Origin of the sequence: Bradyrhizobium sp. B117 (assembly GCF_038969555.1) — a bacterium.
In the GTDB taxonomy this organism is placed as follows: Bacteria; Pseudomonadota; Alphaproteobacteria; order Rhizobiales; family Xanthobacteraceae; genus Bradyrhizobium.
The window spans coordinates 6,625,546-6,640,500 of sequence record NZ_CP152414.1; the positions used below are offsets into that span (position 1 = coordinate 6,625,546).

The window sequence follows — 14,955 nt, forward strand, 5'->3', positions numbered from 1 at the left end:
AGCCCATCTAGAGACGCTTGGCCATGCGCGGATCGAGCGCATCGCGAAGGCCGTCGCCGAGCAAATTCACCGCGAGCACGGTGACCGACAGGAACGCCGCCGGGAAGAACACGATGTAAGGCTTGACCTGCCACAGCGCGCGACCTTCCGCCATGATGTTGCCCCAGGACGGAATGGTGGGCGGCGTGCCCGCGCCGATGAAGGACAGGATCGCCTCGGTGATCATGGCGCTCGCGCAGATGTAGGTCGCCTGCACCAGCATCGGCGCAACCGTGTTGGGCAGGATGTGGCGCAGGATGATCATGGGCGTGCGCGTGCCGCAGGCGACCGCGGCATCCACATAGGGCTGCTCGCGCAGCGACAGCACCACACTACGGACAAGACGGGAAACTCGCGGGATCTCGGCGATGGTGATCGCGAGAATGACGTTGCCGACGCTGCCGCGCGTCAGCGCCATCAGCGCGATCGCAAGCAGGATCGGCGGGATCGACATCAACCCATCCATGAAGCGCATCAAAATGCCGTCGGCCCAGCGGATGAAACCCGAGACCATGCCGATGGCAAGACCCGCTGCGGATGCGAAGATCGCGACCGACAGGCCGACCGTGAGCGAGACCCGCGCGCCGAACAGCACGCGCGAATAGATGTCGCGGCCGAGCACATCGGTGCCGAACCAGAAATCGGCCGAAGGCGCCCGCGTGCGCTTGGCCGGCGCAAGCGCGGTCGGGTCGACCGTCCCGAGATAGGGCGCGAACACCGCGATTAGCACGAGCATCAAGAGCAGCGCGCCGCCGATGGCAACGGTGGGATGGCCGCGCATCAGGCCGATGAAACCGCGCCGGATCGTGACCGGCCGCAGGATCTCCGGCAGTTGCGGCGCGAGGACGAGGCCGGGTGGAAGCGATTGCGGACTGACGGTGGTGTCGGTCAATAGCGGATCCTCGGGTCAACGAGCGTATAAATGACGTCGATCATCAGGTTGACGAGGACGTAGACGAAGCTGAACAGCAGCACGATGCCCTGGATCACCGGATAGTCGCGGCGCAGGATCGCGTCGATCGTGAGGCGGCCGAGGCCGGGAATCGCGAACACGCTTTCGGTGACCACCGCGCCGCCGATCAGCAGCGCGATGCCGATTCCGATCACGGTCACGATCGGCACCGCCGCGTTCTTCAGCGCGTGAATGAACAGGATGCCGCCCTGCCCGAGGCCCTTGGCCTTGGCGGTGCGGATATAGTCCTGCTGCAACACTTCGAGCATGGCGGCGCGGGTGATGCGCGCGACCAGCGCGATGTAGACGCAGCCGAGCGCGACCGCCGGCAGGATCAGGTTCTCCAGCCAGGGCCAGAAGCCCTGGTTGAGCGGCGTGTAGCCCTGTACCGGGAGCCATTCCAGTTCGAGCGCGAAGATGTAGGCGAGCATGTAGCCGACCACGAACACCGGCAGCGAGAAGCCGAATACGGCAAAGCCCATGATCGCGCGGTCGATCAGGCTGCCGGCCTTCCATGCCGCCACCACGCCGAGCGGCACAGCGACCACGATGGTGAGCAGCAGCGTGACGATCATCAGCGACAGCGTCGGTCCGAGACGCTGCCCGATCATCGCCGAGACCGGCAGATTGGTGAAGATCGAGGTGCCGAGATCGCCGTGCAGGATGCGCCAGACCCAGCTTCCGAACTGGATCAGGAACGGACGGTCGAGGCCGAGGCTCTGGCGGATGCGCTCCACATCCTCCGGGCTCGCCTGGTCGCCCGCGATCACCACGGCGGGATCACCCGGCGCGATGTAAAGCAGGCTGAACACGAACAGTGCGACGATCGCCATCACCGGCAAGGTCGCGACGATGCGACGGAGGATGTAGGAGAGCATCTGGCCTCAGCGCGCGATCATGCAGACTTCGACACACCCCAGAAGAACGGCAGCGGCCCCTTGGTGATGCCGGAGACGTTCTTGCGCCAGGCCGTGTAGGTCAGGAAGAAGCCGGTCGGCGCGTAGACGACATCCTCGAGCGCGGCCTTGTTGACCTGCCCGATCGCGGCCTTCTCCTCCTCGAGATTCTTGGCGTCGAACCAGGCCGTGATCTCCTTCTCGGTATTCGGGCTGTTGGGCCAGCCGAACCAGGCCTTTTCGCCATTGGCGCGGATGGCGGTGTAGGCGGCCGGATTGATGCAATCGGCGCCGGCATGCCAGCTGTGGAACATGTTCCAGCCGCCTTGCCCCGGCGGCGTCTTCGCCGCACGGCGCGAGCCGACCGTGCCCCAGTCGGTCGCGACGAAATCGACATTCATGCCGAGCTTCTTGAGCAGGTCGGCCGTGACGTCTCCTTGCGCCTTCGTAATCGGCTGGTCCTGCGCCACGAGGCAGGTCACCGGCTGGCCGGAATAGCCGCTCTCGGCGAGCAGCTTCTTGGCGGCGTCGAAATCGCGCTTGCCCTTGAGGATCTCGCCGCCCAGCTCGCTGTAGAGCGGCGTGTCAGGCGTGAAGAAGCCAGGCAGCGTCTTCCATAGCGCGGTGTCGTCGCCGACGATGGCGCGCATATAGTCTTCCTGGCTCAGCGCCATCAGCACCGCCCGCCGCGCCCGCACGTCGTTGAACGGCGCGAACAGATGGTTCATCCGGAACGAGCCGATATTGCCGAGGGGATCGCCGATATCGACGCTGATGTTCTTGTTTTTCTTCAACACCGGCACGAGGTCGGAGATCGGGTTCTCCCACCAGTCCACTTCGCCGTTCTGCAAGGCGGCGGCAGCGGTGGCCGGATCCGGCATCACCAGCCACTCGACGCGATCGACCAAAATGCTCTTGCCGCCGGCGAGCCAGGACGCCTTCTCCTGCCTCGGCACGTAATCGGTGAACTTCTCAAACACCGACTTGGCGCCGGGCACCCATTCACTCTTGGCGAATTTCATCGGCCCGGAGCCGACATATTCGGTGATCTGCTTGAACGGATCGGTCTTCGCGATGCGCTCGGGCATGATGAAGGAGCACGGCGCATTGTTCTTGGCGAGCGCGTAGAGCATTTTCGGGAAGGGCTGCTTCAAGACCCATTTGAAGGTGCGGTCGTCGACAGCCGTCAGTTCCTGCTGGGTCGCGATGATCATCAGGCCCATTGGATCGCGCGCGGCCCAGCGCGCCAGGCTCGCGACGACGTCCTTGGCCAGCACCGGCTCGCCGTCGTGGAACTTGAGACCCGGGCGCAGCTTGAAGGTCCAGGTCTTGCCGTCGTCGGTGGTCTCCTCGGACTCGATCATCTGGCGCTGCGGCTGAAGCTGTGCATCGACGCCGTAGAGCGTGTCCCAGACCAGCGCGGCGGCATTGCGCACGACATATTGCGTGCCCCAGATCGGGTCGAAATTGGCGAGATTGGCCTGGGGCACGAAGCGCAGCGTGCGCGCCGCGGCGCCCTGGGCGATGGCCGGGGCCGACAGGCCCGTCAATGCCAGACCGCCTGCGCCAGCCAGTCCCTTCAATACGGTCCTGCGATCCATGAAGTCCTCCCGATAATGCCGTGATGCCAGCTTTTCATTGGCCAAGGGCAAGTCAAACCGAGCCCATTTGCAAGCAAATGGTATGCCACTAAATGCCCCTTCGCCAGCAGGATCTCACCGCCATTTGGGACGGTCCGAGCCTCAAAGGGCGGCCGCCAGCACCTTGCCGGTCTCGCTATGCGGGATCGCCTCGACCAACTTGCGAGTGTAGTCCGTCTTTGGATTATCGAACAGCGCCCGGCTCTCGCCTTGCTCCACGATGCCGCCATTGCGCAGCACGATGGTGCGGTCGCACAGCATGCGCACCACGTTGAGATCGTGGCTGACGAACAGCAGCGCGATGTCGTTCTCGCGCCTGAGGCGATCGAGCAGTTGCAGCACCACCGCCTGAACCGAGACGTCAAGCGCGGCGGTCGGCTCGTCCAGCACCAGGAGACGCGGTCGGCAGGCGATGGCGCGCGCGATCCCGACACGCGCCTTCTGGCCGCCCGAGAGTTGGTGCGGAAAGCGCGGCAAGAGATCGAGCGGCAATCCGACCCGCACCGCACATTCCTCCACCCGCTTGCGCAGCGCATCGCCGGCGCGCATGCCATCGAGCCGCATCAGGGGATGGGCGATGCAGTCGAACGCCGTAAAACGCGGGTTCAGGCTCTCGTTCGGGTCCTGGAACACCATCTGGATGTCTTTGCGCAGGGAAGAACGGTGGAAGTCGCGCGAGGCGACGTGGCCGATCGACTGCCCGTCGAACACGATGTCGCCTTCGCTCGGATCGATCAGCCGGCAAATCATCCGCGATGTCGTGCTCTTGCCGGAGCCGGACTCGCCGACGAGCCCGACGCTCTCGCCGCCGGCCATCGTCATCGAGAAGTCGGCGACCGCGGCGGAGCCCTGGTCGAACCGTTTTGCAAGTTTCCGTACATCGAGCAGCGGCGGCGTCCCGTGCGGCAACTCCGGTCTGGGCTTGCTGACGACGGAAGCGTACTGCTCCCGCTCCTCCACCGTCACGAGGTCTTCGATCCGGGAGGTCGCGGTTGGCGATGCCGCGACGAGGCGCCTGGTATAGGCATGCTGCGGCGCGGTGAAGAGGGTCTTCGGGCTCGCTTCCTCGACGATGCGGCCACGCTCCATCACGGCGATGCGGCGGCAATAGCGCGCCGCAAGGCCAAGATCGTGCGTGATCAGGATCGTCGCCATGCCGCGCGCGGCGGCGATGTCTGCGAGCAGGTCCATCACCACCTTCTGGGTGGTGACGTCGAGGCCCGTGGTCGGCTCGTCCGCGATCAGGAGCGCGGGATTGCAGGAGATCGCGATGGCGATCATCACGCGCTGGCACATGCCGCCCGAGAGCTCGTGCGGATAGGCGTTCATCCGCTTTTCGGGATCGCGGATCTGGACCGCGCGCAGCAACTCCAGCGCCTCGGTGCGCGCGGCGTCCTTCGAGATCCGTTTGTGGGTGAGGATCGCATCCGCGATCTGCAGGCCGATCGCGCGGATGGGATTGAGCGCCGCCCGCGGATTCTGGAAGATCATCGACATCGCCGCGCCCTGGAGCTGACGGAGATCATCGCCCCTGAGCTTTGTGACGTCCTGCCCGCGAAACAGGATCTTGCCGCCGGTGACGCGACCTGCGGCGTCGAGCAGCCGCGTGGTTGCGAAGCCCGTCACCGATTTGCCTGAGCCGCTCTCGCCGACGAGGCCGAGCATCTCGCCCTTTTCGACCATCAGCGAGACACCGCGCACGGCCTCGACCATGCCGCGCCGCGTCGAGAACGTGACGTGGAGGTCATCGATCCTGAGCAGTTCTTCGCTCATGTGCGCATCCGGGGATCGAGGATGTCCCGCATCCCGTCGCCGAGGAGATTGAAGCACAGCACGGCCATCATCAGCGCGAGGCCCGGAAAAGCCACCAGCCACCAACGCCCGGTCGAAATGAAGCGCGCGCCCTCCGCGACCATGATGCCCCATTCCGGCGTCGGCGGCTTGACGCCGAGGCCGATGAAGGACAGGCCGGCCGCATTGAGGATGGCCCAGCCGAGATTGAGCGAGATCTGCACCGCCATCGCCGGCAGGATGTTCGGCAGCAGGAAGCGCAGCACCACCGAGAAATGGCTCTCGCCGCAGGCGCGCGCGGCCTCGACCCAGCCGACATTGCGGCGGACGTTGACCTCGGCCCGCGCGAAGCGGATGTAGAAGGGAAGATTGATGATCGCGGTCGCGATCACGATGTTCTCGATCCGGTTGCCGAGCGCTGCGACCATCGCCATCGCCAGCACGAACAGCGGAAAGGCCATCATCACGTCGACGAAGCGGCCGACGCCGCGATCAAGCTTGCCGCCGGCATAGCCGCAGAACGAGCCGACCACGGCGCCGATCGCGAAGGAGATGCCGACCGCGGACACCGCAATGGCCAGATCGAGCCGCGCGGCGATGATGAGACGGCTGAAGACGTCGCGGCCGAGCTGGTCGGTGCCGGCAAGATGGGCCGCGCTCGGCGGCTGCAAAGCTTCCGAGACATTGGAGACCACGGGATCATAGGGCACGATCCAGGGACCGAAGATCGCGAGCAGGACGAACACCAGGACGCCGCTCGCGGCAACGGCCGTGAGCGGATTGCCGCGCAGGATCCAGACCGAATGGCGGAGCGTTGCACTGGTCATTCGATCGACACCCTGGGATCGGCGATGCCGTAGCAGATGTCGACCACGAGATTGACCAGCACGAACAGGCTGGCCATCAGCAGCACGAAACCCTGCACCGGCGCGTAGTCAGACGACAGCAGCGCATCGAGCGCATAGGAGGCGACGCCCGGCCAGGAGAACACTTTCTCCACCAGCACATTGGCGCCGAGCATGGTCGAGAACACGATGCCTGCAATGGTGATGACCGGCAGGATCGCATTGCGCAGCGCGTAGGTCACGACCACCTTGCGCCAGGACAATCCGACCGAGCGCGCGGTGCGCACGAAATCGCTACCGAGCGAGACCAGCATCGAGGCGCGGGTGATCCGCGCCAATGGCGCGATCACGAACAGCGCCATGCTCACCGCCGGCAGGATCAATTGCCTGGCGGCCGTCCACCAGCCCTCGAAGTCGCCGGCAAGCAGGAAATCGACCATCAGGAACCCGGTGCGCTGCGGCGGCAGCGAGGTGAAGACGTCGATCCGCCCTGTGGGATCGGGCGCAAGTCCGAGCAGATAGTAGAAGACGTAGATGAGCAGAAGGCCCGACACGAAAGTGGGCACGCAGACGCCGAGCGCGCAGAACAGCCGCACGCCGTGATCGACCACCGACCCCGGCCGCAGCGCCGCGATGACGCCGAGCGGCACCGCCGCGATCAGCGCGATCAGCAGCGCGGTGAAAGTGAGCTCCAGCGAGGCCGGCAACCGCTCGCGCAGATCCTTCAGCACGGGTTGTCCGGTCATCATGGAGCGGCCGAGATTGCCGTGGCCGATGTCGGAGAGATAGAACACGAGCTGCTCCGGCACCGACTTGTCCAATCCCATCTGCTTGCGGATCTGCTCGATCTCCTCCTTGCCGGCGTTGGGCCCAGAGGCGAAGAACACCGCGGGGTCGCCGGGCAGGACCCGCATCAGAAGGAAGGTGAAGACCAGCACGCCGAACAGCGCCGGGAGCGACGACAAGAGCCGCCTGCCCGCTCGCACCATCGTAGTGCCAAAACCCGTCATCACCTCTCAAAGCCCCTCTTGGCTGTGCATGTCACTTGCGGCTGACGTCGCGATAGTCGACTTGCCGGTGGAACTCGTAGGTATAGCCCTCGATCGAAGCTGCCATCACCGCGTCCTGGTTCGGCTGCCACAGCATGACCTGCGGCATCAGGTCGGCATGCATCGCATTGAGCTTGCGGCCGTCTTCTTCGTATTTGGCCTTATCCGGCTCGAAGCGTGCCTCCTGCGCGATCGCGGCCAGTTCGGGATTGTTGATCGAGCTATAGTTCCAGCGCTGATTGCCGGTGTAGAAGTTGCGGTAGAAATAATCGGTCGACGGCAGCCAGGCGACGATGCCCTCGGTGAAGAAGGGCAGCTTCTTCTCGTTGATCTGCGTCGACATCTGCGCATCCGGCAGCTTCTGGATGTCGACCTTGATCCCGATCTTGCCGAGCGACTCCTTGACCAGCGCCGCCATCGGCTCCGCGGTCGAGGCCTGGCCGACATTGAAGCTGAACGTTGTCGAGAATCCCTCAGGCAGGCCGGCGGCCTTGAGATATTCCCGCGCCTTGTCGAGATCGATCTTCACCGGTTGCTGGAACGGGTAGATACCGTTCAGCGGCTTGCCGTCCGGCCAGCTCGCGCCGAACAGCGGCGCGCCGCGGCCGAACAGCGCCGCCTTGAACATGTCGTCATAGGGCAGCGCGAAGGCGATGGCGCGGCGGACATTGACGTTGTCGAAGGGCGGGATCTGGTTGTTCATCGAGACGAAGGTGATCGAATTGTATTGCGGTGTCGAGATCACCTTGAGCTTGCCCTTGGCCTCGAGCGCCTGCACGTCACTGGCCTGGAGATCGACGACGAGATCGGCGTCGCCGCGCTCGACCAGGTTGGCACGGGTGGCCGGCTCCGGCACTGACTGGATGATGACGCGCTTGAAGTAGGCCGGCTTGCTGGGCGAGCCGCGGTTCCAGGCCTCGTTGCGCTTGATGATGGCCTGCTCGCCCGGCTTGAACGTCTCGAGCACATAGGCGCCGCTGCCGGCGGTGTGCTCCTTCAGCCAGGCGGTGGCCCAGGGATCATCCGCCGTCGCGTGCTCCTTTGCCACTTTCGAGTTGATGATCATCGGGTAAACGGTGGCGAGATTGGGCAGCGCGAGCTTGTCCGGTTTTGGCAGCGTCACCTCGATCGTCAGCGGATCGATCACCTTGAACTGGTCGGCCGACGTCAACGAGCCTGTCAGCAATTGCGCCTTGCCGAGGATCGGCGCCGTGACGCAGCGATCGAGCGACCATTTGACGTCCTCGGCGGTGACCGGCGAGCCGTCCTGGAATTTTGCGTCCTTGCGCAGGCGGAAGGTGAGCTTCAGCCCGTCCGGACTGACCTCGTAGGATTCGGCGAGCTCGCCCGTGATCGTATCGAGATCGAACACCCATTTGCCGTTGAGCTGCTTGCGGCCGAACGCGACCAGCCGGTCATAGGTGCTCATGCTCAGCGCGAAGGACTCGCGGGTCGAGCCGGGAATGTTGGGATCGAGCGTGTTGACCGATGCGCCGGTCACATAACGCAGCGTCTCCGCCCTGGTTTGCGCTTGCGACGGCGCAGTGGCGACGAGCAACAGCGCAGCGGTGGCGAGAACGCAGGCCGCGGGCCTGAAAGACACAAAACGCATTGGTTTTTCCCTGAATTTCGAACGAGAACGCCAGCAAGGCAGGTTAAGAAAGAAGCAAATTGCGCGCCAGTCTCGCAGAGGCGCTTCGTCGCGGCGGCGCATGAATGATCATTGCGATTGCTCCATTGTTCGCGCCGGCCGCGTGATCATGGCCTGCGGCACGTCATAGGCGCCGAGTGACGCCCAATGTCGCGCAATGTCGGCGCGGAACAGGCCGCGCGTCAGGCCATTCACGAGTTTTGGCACGGCCGTCGTCATCGCATTGATCGACGATCCCGACGGACCAAAGCTCATGGTCGAAGCGATGGCGAAGAGATGGATGTCGGAGATCCACGGCGTCTCGCCTGCCACGCGCTCGGTGAAGGCGTAATCATCGGAGAGATACGGGAAGCGGCCGAGTCGTTCGTTGCGTTCATGTTCCGGCGGCTGATAGCGGTCGGCCCAAGTGGCGATGTTGCCGGCAAAGCCGCCGAGCTCACCGCGCCCGGCAAAGTTCATGTCGATACCGGTGCCGCAGATGACAAAATCGGCATTGATAGCGCCGCGCGGTGTATGCAACTCAACGCCTTTGCCGATTTCACGCGCGGCTTCGACCGGCGCACCCTCGTGCAATGTGAAATTGGCATGTCGCGCGCAACGGTCATAGGTCGGCTGCGGAAATCCCTCGCGCATCTCGAGGATCTTGCGCATGAAGCGCCAGCGCCAGGCATCGTCGAGATCGCTGAGATGGCGCAGGAAGCCGCGAAAGGTCAGCCAGCGATAGGGTTGGATCAGCTGAATCTGCGCGCGGCGGCAGAGCAGATGCACTTCGGCGGCGCCGGCTTCGAGCGCGGTCGCCGCATTGTCGAAGGCGGAGGCGCCGGCGCCGATCACGGCGACGCGCTTGCCGCGCAAGCTTTCGAAATCGATATCGTCGGCGACGGTTGCGATCGAGCTCGCCGGCAGATGCGCCAGCTGCTCCGGAATCATCCAGTCGCCCATGCCCTCCTGCCCCGTCGCCAGCACGACCTTGCGGGCGTAGAGCGTCTCGATGCCGTCGGCGCGTTTGACGCGTGCGGCGAGCAGGCCGTCAGATGCAGGCGAGATCTCCAGGAGTTCGCTAGCGTTGTGCACGGGCAGGCCGATCGTGCGCCGCAGCCAGAGCAGATACTCGGCCCAGTGATCGCGTTCGATCAGGCCAAGCTGTTGCCAGCTCTCCTTGCCGAACCGGGCTTCATGCCAGGACTGATAGGTTAGGCTCGGAATATCGAGGTCAGGGCCGGTGTAGTCCTTCGGGCTGCGCAGCGTCGGCATGCGGGCATAGGTGAGCCATGGGCCCTCCTTCCCCTCCGCGGCCTTGTCGATCAGCAGGATGTTGCTGACGCGGGAGCGCATCAGACCGAAGCCGATGGCGATGCCGGACTGGCCTGCACCGATGATGAGCACATCCAGCGCCGGGTTGCCGTCGGGTCCCGTCTTCGGTTCGAGCCAGGCAGCGCCGGGATGCGCGATCCGGGCAAGATCGGCGCGCACGCCTGCCTCAAGTTCTGTCAGCGCGTCGCTCATGCCGCGAGCCAACCTCCGTCGACCACCATCACGGTCCCCGTCGTGAACGAGGACGCATCGCTGGCGAGATGCAGCGCGGCCTGCGCGATATCTTCAGCCGCGCCGAACCGCTTCATGGCGTGGCGGTTGCGGGAGGCTTCGCGCACCTCGTCCGGATTGGCGTGGCGGGCAAAGCTGCGGCGTAGCATCGGCGTATCGATCGCACCGGGCGCAATCGCGTTGACGCGGATGCCGTCGGTCGCAAAGTCCACCGCCATCGTCCGCGTCAGGCTGACGATCGCGCCCTTGGCGGCGATATAGGCACTGTTGCCCTTGCCGCCGGCGATAGCAAGCTGCGATGCCAGCGTGATGATCGAGCCGCTGTTCTGCCGCTGCATCTGCGGCACCGCGGCCCGCGCCCACAACCAGGTGCCTCCGACATTGGCGCGGAACACCGCGTCCCAGTCGTCCAGGCTCGTCGTCAGCACCGTGCCGCCTACGGAGAAGCCGGCGGCCGTCATCAGGATGTCGAGCCGGCCGTGGCGCGAAACGACCTCGCCGACAACGGTTTCGGCGAAGCCGGCATCACCGACGTCGCCGACATGCGTCGTTGCCTCGCCCACGAGGTTCAGCGTCTCCTCAAGGCCGACAGCATCGCGATCGACCAGCGCGAGGCGCGCCCCCTCCTCCGCGAACAGTTTTGCGCTGGCACGGCCGATGCCTGAGCCGGCGCCTGTGATGATGGCGGTGCGCCCCTGCAACCGCATGTTAAATCCCCTCCTTGTGCTGCATCCACCAGGCGCTCATCGCTGCCGCGGACTCGGCACAGCCGAACCGCGCGCGCCAGCCGAATTCATCGGCCATCCGCTTGACCGACATCGGCGCACGATCCCTGCCATGAAGCTTGATGAAGGTCTTCTCTCTCGGTGTCGCGAGCCGGCATTGCAGGCCGGGATGCAACGCGGCAAAAGCCTCGCCCCATTGCAGCGCCGACCAGGCCGCGCCGCTGGAGATATTGTAGAGCCGGTGGCGCGGCCGCTCGGCCTCGATCAGCACGGCAACGGCTTCGGCGACGTCCGGCGCGTAGGTCCAGTCCTTCATCCCGGGAGACGGCATGATCGCCGGCTCGCCTCGCGCGAACGCCGCCAGAATCTGGAATTGAAGACTGGGCGTGTCGCGCACCGAGCTGGCCTGCTCCCACGGACCGAACACCGCGCTCAGCCGCACGCTCAGGAAATCTCCGCCGAAGAGTTCGGCATAGCGGGCGACAGATCGTTCCGAGGTGAATTTGCTGATCGCGTAGAACGAGACGGGATCGCAAGGCGTCTCCTCGTCCAACACCGGACAGCGCTGGCCCGCGGCGCCATAGGCCGACCCCGACGACAGATTGACGACGCGACGAACGCCGTGGCGGATCGCCGACTGCAGGATCGGTATTTGGGCCATCACGTTGATCTCGAGAACGCGCGCGGGCGAGGCCCGCTCGAGATCATCGCCGGCCGTAACCGCCGCGCCGAGCACGATCGCATCGCAGCCCCGGGCAATGAGGGCGTCGATGGCTTCCGCGTCGGTAATGTCGCCCTGGACGACCTTGAACCGCTCGCGATAGTCGGCCAGCGACCGCTGCGCCGCCGGCGGCAGCAGCGCCCGATCATACAGCGTCACCTCATGCCCGCGCGCGAGCAGCACCTCGGCAAGATTGAGGCCGACAAAGCCGGTGCCGCCGAAGATGACGATCTTCATCGCACGCAATCCACAATCACAGCAGTTTTGCCCCAAAGTTCCGTTCCGGATCCATGTCGGCCACGAGCCGGCCGGTCGGCCTGGCCGCCTCGCCGCCGCTGCGCGCCAGGAATTTTCCACTGCCGGCACTCGCGAGGCACTTGTTGCCGTCGACGATGACGCGGCCGCGCGACAGCACCGACACCGGCCATCCCTTCAGCTTGCGGCCCGCGAACGGTGTGTAGCCGGCGAGGTCGTGCATCATCTCGTCCGCAATCACGGTCTCGCGGTTCGGATCCCAGATCGCGATATCAGCGTCGGCGCCGACCGCGATCGAGCCCTTGCGCGGATGCAGATTGTAGATTTTTGCCGGGGCTGTCGACGTGAGCTCGACGAATTTTTCCAGGCCCAGCCGGCCCTTCGACACCATCGCGTCGAACAGCAGCGGCAGCCGCAGCTCCAGTCCCGGAAGACCGTTGGCGACCTGCTTGAAATTCGGATTGGGACCCGCACGCAGCTTGCCGGTCTCGTCGTACCGATATGGCGCGTGATCCGACGAAATGGTCTGGAGATCGCCGAGCGACAGCGCCTGCCACAGCGCCTCCTGGTCGGCATGCGTGCGCGGCGGCGGGCTGCACATCCATTTAGCGCCCTCGGTGCCGGGCTTGTCGAGATCGTTCGCGGTGAGGAACAGATATTGCGGGCAAGTCTCTGCGAAGACCTTCAATCCCTGGCCGCGCGAGTCACGGATGACCTTGGCGCCTTCAGCGGTCGAGACATGGAAGATCATGATCGGCTGGTCGATCAGCGCGGCCATGCCGATCAGCCGGGTGAAGGCTTCGGCCTCCGAGACACGGGCGTGGCTGACGGCGTGATATTTCGGCATGGTGTAGCCACGCGCGAGCAGCCGCTTCACCATCCAGGTGATGATGCCGTGGTTCTCGGCATGAGCGCACAGCATCGCACCGGACTGGCGCGCCGCGAGGAGAATGTCGAGCAAGGGCTCGTCGTCGACCTTGAGGCGGTCGTAGGTCATGAAGATCTTGATCGACGCATGACCCTGCTTCACCAATGCCGGGATGTGCTCCTCGACCGTTTCCTTGGTGGCATCGGCGATGATCATGTGAAAGGCGTAGTCGATCACGGCGCCCTTCTTCGCCAGCGCGTGATAATCCTCCACCACCTGCGGCAGCTTCATGCCGACATGCTGGGCGGCGAACGGGATCACCGTGGTGGTGCCGCCGAAGGCCGCCGACACGGTCGCGCTCTCGAAGGTATCGGCGTTCATGATGCCGGCGGCGGACAATTGCTCGATGTGCGCGTGGCTGTCGACGCCGCCGGGCAGCACCAGCTTGCCGCGCGCGTCGATCTCGCGCTTGGCCGCCGGCAGCCCGCGGCCGATCGCCGCGATGGTCTCGCCTGTTATGGCGACGTCGGCCTCGAAGACGTCCGTGGTGGTGGCGACGCGGCCGCCGCGGATGATCAGGTCGTAAGCGGGTTCAGTCATGAGGCACTCCGTGATAGGCTCAAGGCACGTAATCGCAATTTCGCAGGAAGACCATCATGTCCCGGCCGCGCATCCTCGTCATCAATCCGAACTCCAATCCCGCGGTCACGCAAGGGCTGGAGGATGCGTTGAAGCCGCTCGGCTTCGAGGGCGGGCCGGAACTGGTCTGCCAGTCGCTGGCCGAGGGTCCGTTCGGCATTGAAAGCCAGGCCGATGTCGATAGCGTCGCGATGCCGCTGCGCCGCCTCGTCGAAGGCGACAACAGCTCGGCGGCCTTCGTCATCGCCTGCTACAGCGATCCCGGGCTTCAGGTCTGCCGCGAAGGCACGGAGCGGCCGGTGTTCGGCATCGCCGAGTGCGGAGTGCTGACCGCGCTCGCGCGCGCCGAAACCTTTGGCGTCATCGCGATCGCGCAGCGTTCGATCCCGCGGCATATGCGCTATCTCAGGCAGATGGGATTGACCGAGCGCCTCGCCGGCGAGCGGCCGCTCAACATGAGCGTTGCCGAGACTGCTTCGGGCGAAGGCACGCTGGCCAAGATGATCGAGGTTGGCCGCACGCTGCGGGACGAGGACGGCGCCCGCGCCATCGTGATGGGCTGCGCCGGCATGGCGCGTCACCGCCGCCCGCTGGAGGACGCGCTGGGCATTCCCGTGATCGACCCGACACAGGCGGCCGTGACCATGGCGCTGGGCGCGGTGCAGTTCTCGGCTCACTAGGCGTCCTTCAGCTCGTTTTGGTCCTGGCGCGCGAGCCATTGCGCATGGCTCTCGCGGACAAGCGCAAACGTGTCCCGCTGCGTGGTGTAGAGATTGCCGAACATGCGGCCGATCGGCCGGTACGCATCGAGATCGACATACATGTTGGCCTCATCGACGAGGCCCTCGCGGGCGTGAACCCTGAGCACCTCGCCGACCAGGAGCTCACGGTCGGGCGAGAAGGTCAACACGACGTGGCGCCGGCATTCCAGCGCGAAGGGTGCCGCAGCAAGGCGCGGCACTTTCACGTCGATGGAGGGAAGCGTGGCAAGCCCCGTCGCAGCAACCTCGCTGTCGCCGGAGGGGAAATCGACGGCGCAGTCGTTCATGGCGACCGACAGCGCCTCATCGACCATGTGCACCACGAACTCGCCGTCGCGATGGATGTTGCGGGTCGTGTCCTTCGGACTATGATCCGGCTTGTGCTGGAGCCCGAGCACGATCAGCGCCGGACTTTCCGAGAAGACGTTGAAGAAGCTGAACGGCGCGGCATTGACCGCCCCGTTCTCGTCCAGCGTCGTCACCAGCGCGATCGGCCGCGGCACGACCACGCCGCAGAGCAGCTTGTAGCGATCGCGCGGATCGAGCTCGCGCAGGGAGATGCCCTTGTCCGCCATCAG

Annotated in this window: 13 protein-coding genes; 1 reads left to right on the forward strand and 12 read right to left on the reverse strand. The window is 65.2% G+C overall.

The genetic code is table 11. The features are described from left to right. Positions 1-7: 7 nt before the first annotated feature. The 11 genes from AAFG16_RS32265 to hydA form a co-directional block, all read right to left on the reverse strand. Positions 8-931 (reverse strand): ABC transporter permease, encoded by a 924-nt coding sequence (locus AAFG16_RS32265; RefSeq protein WP_342731775.1) that lies wholly within the window; start codon positions 929-931, stop codon positions 8-10. Beyond that, a complete protein-coding gene (locus AAFG16_RS32270) occupies positions 928-1,869 on the reverse strand; it encodes an ABC transporter permease (protein ID WP_027558991.1) in 942 nt (313 codons plus the stop codon). Before AAFG16_RS32270 ends, AAFG16_RS32265 begins: the two co-directional genes overlap by 4 nt. Before the next feature lie 17 nt (positions 1,870-1,886). After that, complete coding sequence (locus AAFG16_RS32275) at positions 1,887-3,488, reverse strand: ABC transporter substrate-binding protein (protein WP_342731777.1); 1,602 nt, start codon at positions 3,486-3,488, stop codon at positions 1,887-1,889. Positions 3,489-3,629: 141 nt separating this feature from the next. Then, complete coding sequence (locus tag AAFG16_RS32280) at positions 3,630-5,300, reverse strand: ABC transporter ATP-binding protein (RefSeq protein WP_342731779.1); 1,671 nt, start codon at positions 5,298-5,300, stop codon at positions 3,630-3,632. Further along, positions 5,297-6,145 (reverse strand): ABC transporter permease, encoded by an 849-nt coding sequence (locus AAFG16_RS32285; protein ID WP_342731781.1) that lies wholly within the window; start codon positions 6,143-6,145, stop codon positions 5,297-5,299. Before AAFG16_RS32285 ends, AAFG16_RS32280 begins: the two co-directional genes overlap by 4 nt. Next, positions 6,142-7,176 carry an ABC transporter permease gene (locus AAFG16_RS32290; RefSeq protein WP_342731783.1) on the reverse strand — a complete coding sequence of 345 codons (1,035 nt, stop codon included), beginning with the start codon at positions 7,174-7,176 and terminating at the stop codon, positions 6,142-6,144. Before AAFG16_RS32290 ends, AAFG16_RS32285 begins: the two co-directional genes overlap by 4 nt. 28 nt (positions 7,177-7,204) lie before the next feature. Beyond that, a complete protein-coding gene (locus AAFG16_RS32295) occupies positions 7,205-8,824 on the reverse strand; it encodes an ABC transporter substrate-binding protein (protein ID WP_342731785.1) in 1,620 nt (539 codons plus the stop codon). A gap of 108 nt (positions 8,825-8,932) precedes the next feature. After that, positions 8,933-10,369 carry an NAD(P)/FAD-dependent oxidoreductase gene (locus AAFG16_RS32300; protein WP_342731787.1) on the reverse strand — a complete coding sequence of 479 codons (1,437 nt, stop codon included), beginning with the start codon at positions 10,367-10,369 and terminating at the stop codon, positions 8,933-8,935. Further along, on the reverse strand, positions 10,366-11,115 hold the full coding sequence (locus tag AAFG16_RS32305; RefSeq protein WP_342731789.1) for an SDR family oxidoreductase: 750 nt from the start codon (positions 11,113-11,115) through the stop codon (positions 10,366-10,368). Before AAFG16_RS32305 ends, AAFG16_RS32300 begins: the two co-directional genes overlap by 4 nt. Position 11,116: 1 nt before the next feature. After that, positions 11,117-12,091, reverse strand: coding sequence for an NAD(P)-dependent oxidoreductase (locus AAFG16_RS32310; RefSeq protein ID WP_342731791.1), 975 nt, complete (start codon positions 12,089-12,091; stop codon positions 11,117-11,119). Positions 12,092-12,107: 16 nt separating this feature from the next. After that, a complete protein-coding gene (hydA, locus tag AAFG16_RS32315) occupies positions 12,108-13,577 on the reverse strand; it encodes a dihydropyrimidinase (protein WP_342731793.1) in 1,470 nt (489 codons plus the stop codon). Positions 13,578-13,633: 56 nt separating this feature from the next. Here hydA and AAFG16_RS32320 point away from each other — a divergent pair, with 56 nt between their 5' ends. Next, entirely contained in the window at positions 13,634-14,296 is a 663-nt protein-coding gene (locus tag AAFG16_RS32320; RefSeq protein ID WP_342731795.1) for an aspartate/glutamate racemase family protein, read from the forward strand. Here the strand turns inward: AAFG16_RS32320 and AAFG16_RS32325 are convergent. Then, a complete protein-coding gene (locus tag AAFG16_RS32325) occupies positions 14,293-14,952 on the reverse strand; it encodes a flavin reductase family protein (protein ID WP_342731797.1) in 660 nt (219 codons plus the stop codon). The two genes, AAFG16_RS32320 and AAFG16_RS32325, sit on opposite strands and share 4 nt — an antisense overlap. Between the last annotated feature and the right edge of the window lie 3 nt (positions 14,953-14,955).

Bases quoted from the DNA above. Each gene is read 5' to 3' on its own strand.
- AAFG16_RS32310 (WP_342731791.1), bottom strand. From the start codon at position 12,091: ATGAAGATCGTCATCTTCGGCGGCACCGGCTTTGTCGGCCTCAATCTT.
- AAFG16_RS32270 (WP_027558991.1), bottom strand. From the start codon at position 1,869: ATGCTCTCCTACATCCTCCGTCGCATCGTCGCGACCTTGCCGGTGATG.
- AAFG16_RS32325 (WP_342731797.1), bottom strand. From the start codon at position 14,952: ATGGCGGACAAGGGCATCTCCCTGCGCGAGCTCGATCCGCGCGATCGC.
- AAFG16_RS32305 (WP_342731789.1), bottom strand. From the start codon at position 11,115: ATGCGGTTGCAGGGGCGCACCGCCATCATCACAGGCGCCGGCTCAGGC.
- AAFG16_RS32280 (WP_342731779.1), bottom strand. From the start codon at position 5,300: ATGAGCGAAGAACTGCTCAGGATCGATGACCTCCACGTCACGTTCTCG.
- AAFG16_RS32300 (WP_342731787.1), bottom strand. From the start codon at position 10,369: ATGAGCGACGCGCTGACAGAACTTGAGGCAGGCGTGCGCGCCGATCTT.
- AAFG16_RS32285 (WP_342731781.1), bottom strand. From the start codon at position 6,145: ATGACCAGTGCAACGCTCCGCCATTCGGTCTGGATCCTGCGCGGCAAT.
- AAFG16_RS32320 (WP_342731795.1), top strand. From the start codon at position 13,634: ATGTCCCGGCCGCGCATCCTCGTCATCAATCCGAACTCCAATCCCGCG.
- hydA (WP_342731793.1), bottom strand. From the start codon at position 13,577: ATGACTGAACCCGCTTACGACCTGATCATCCGCGGCGGCCGCGTCGCC.
- AAFG16_RS32275 (WP_342731777.1), bottom strand. From the start codon at position 3,488: ATGGATCGCAGGACCGTATTGAAGGGACTGGCTGGCGCAGGCGGTCTG.
- AAFG16_RS32295 (WP_342731785.1), bottom strand. From the start codon at position 8,824: ATGCGTTTTGTGTCTTTCAGGCCCGCGGCCTGCGTTCTCGCCACCGCT.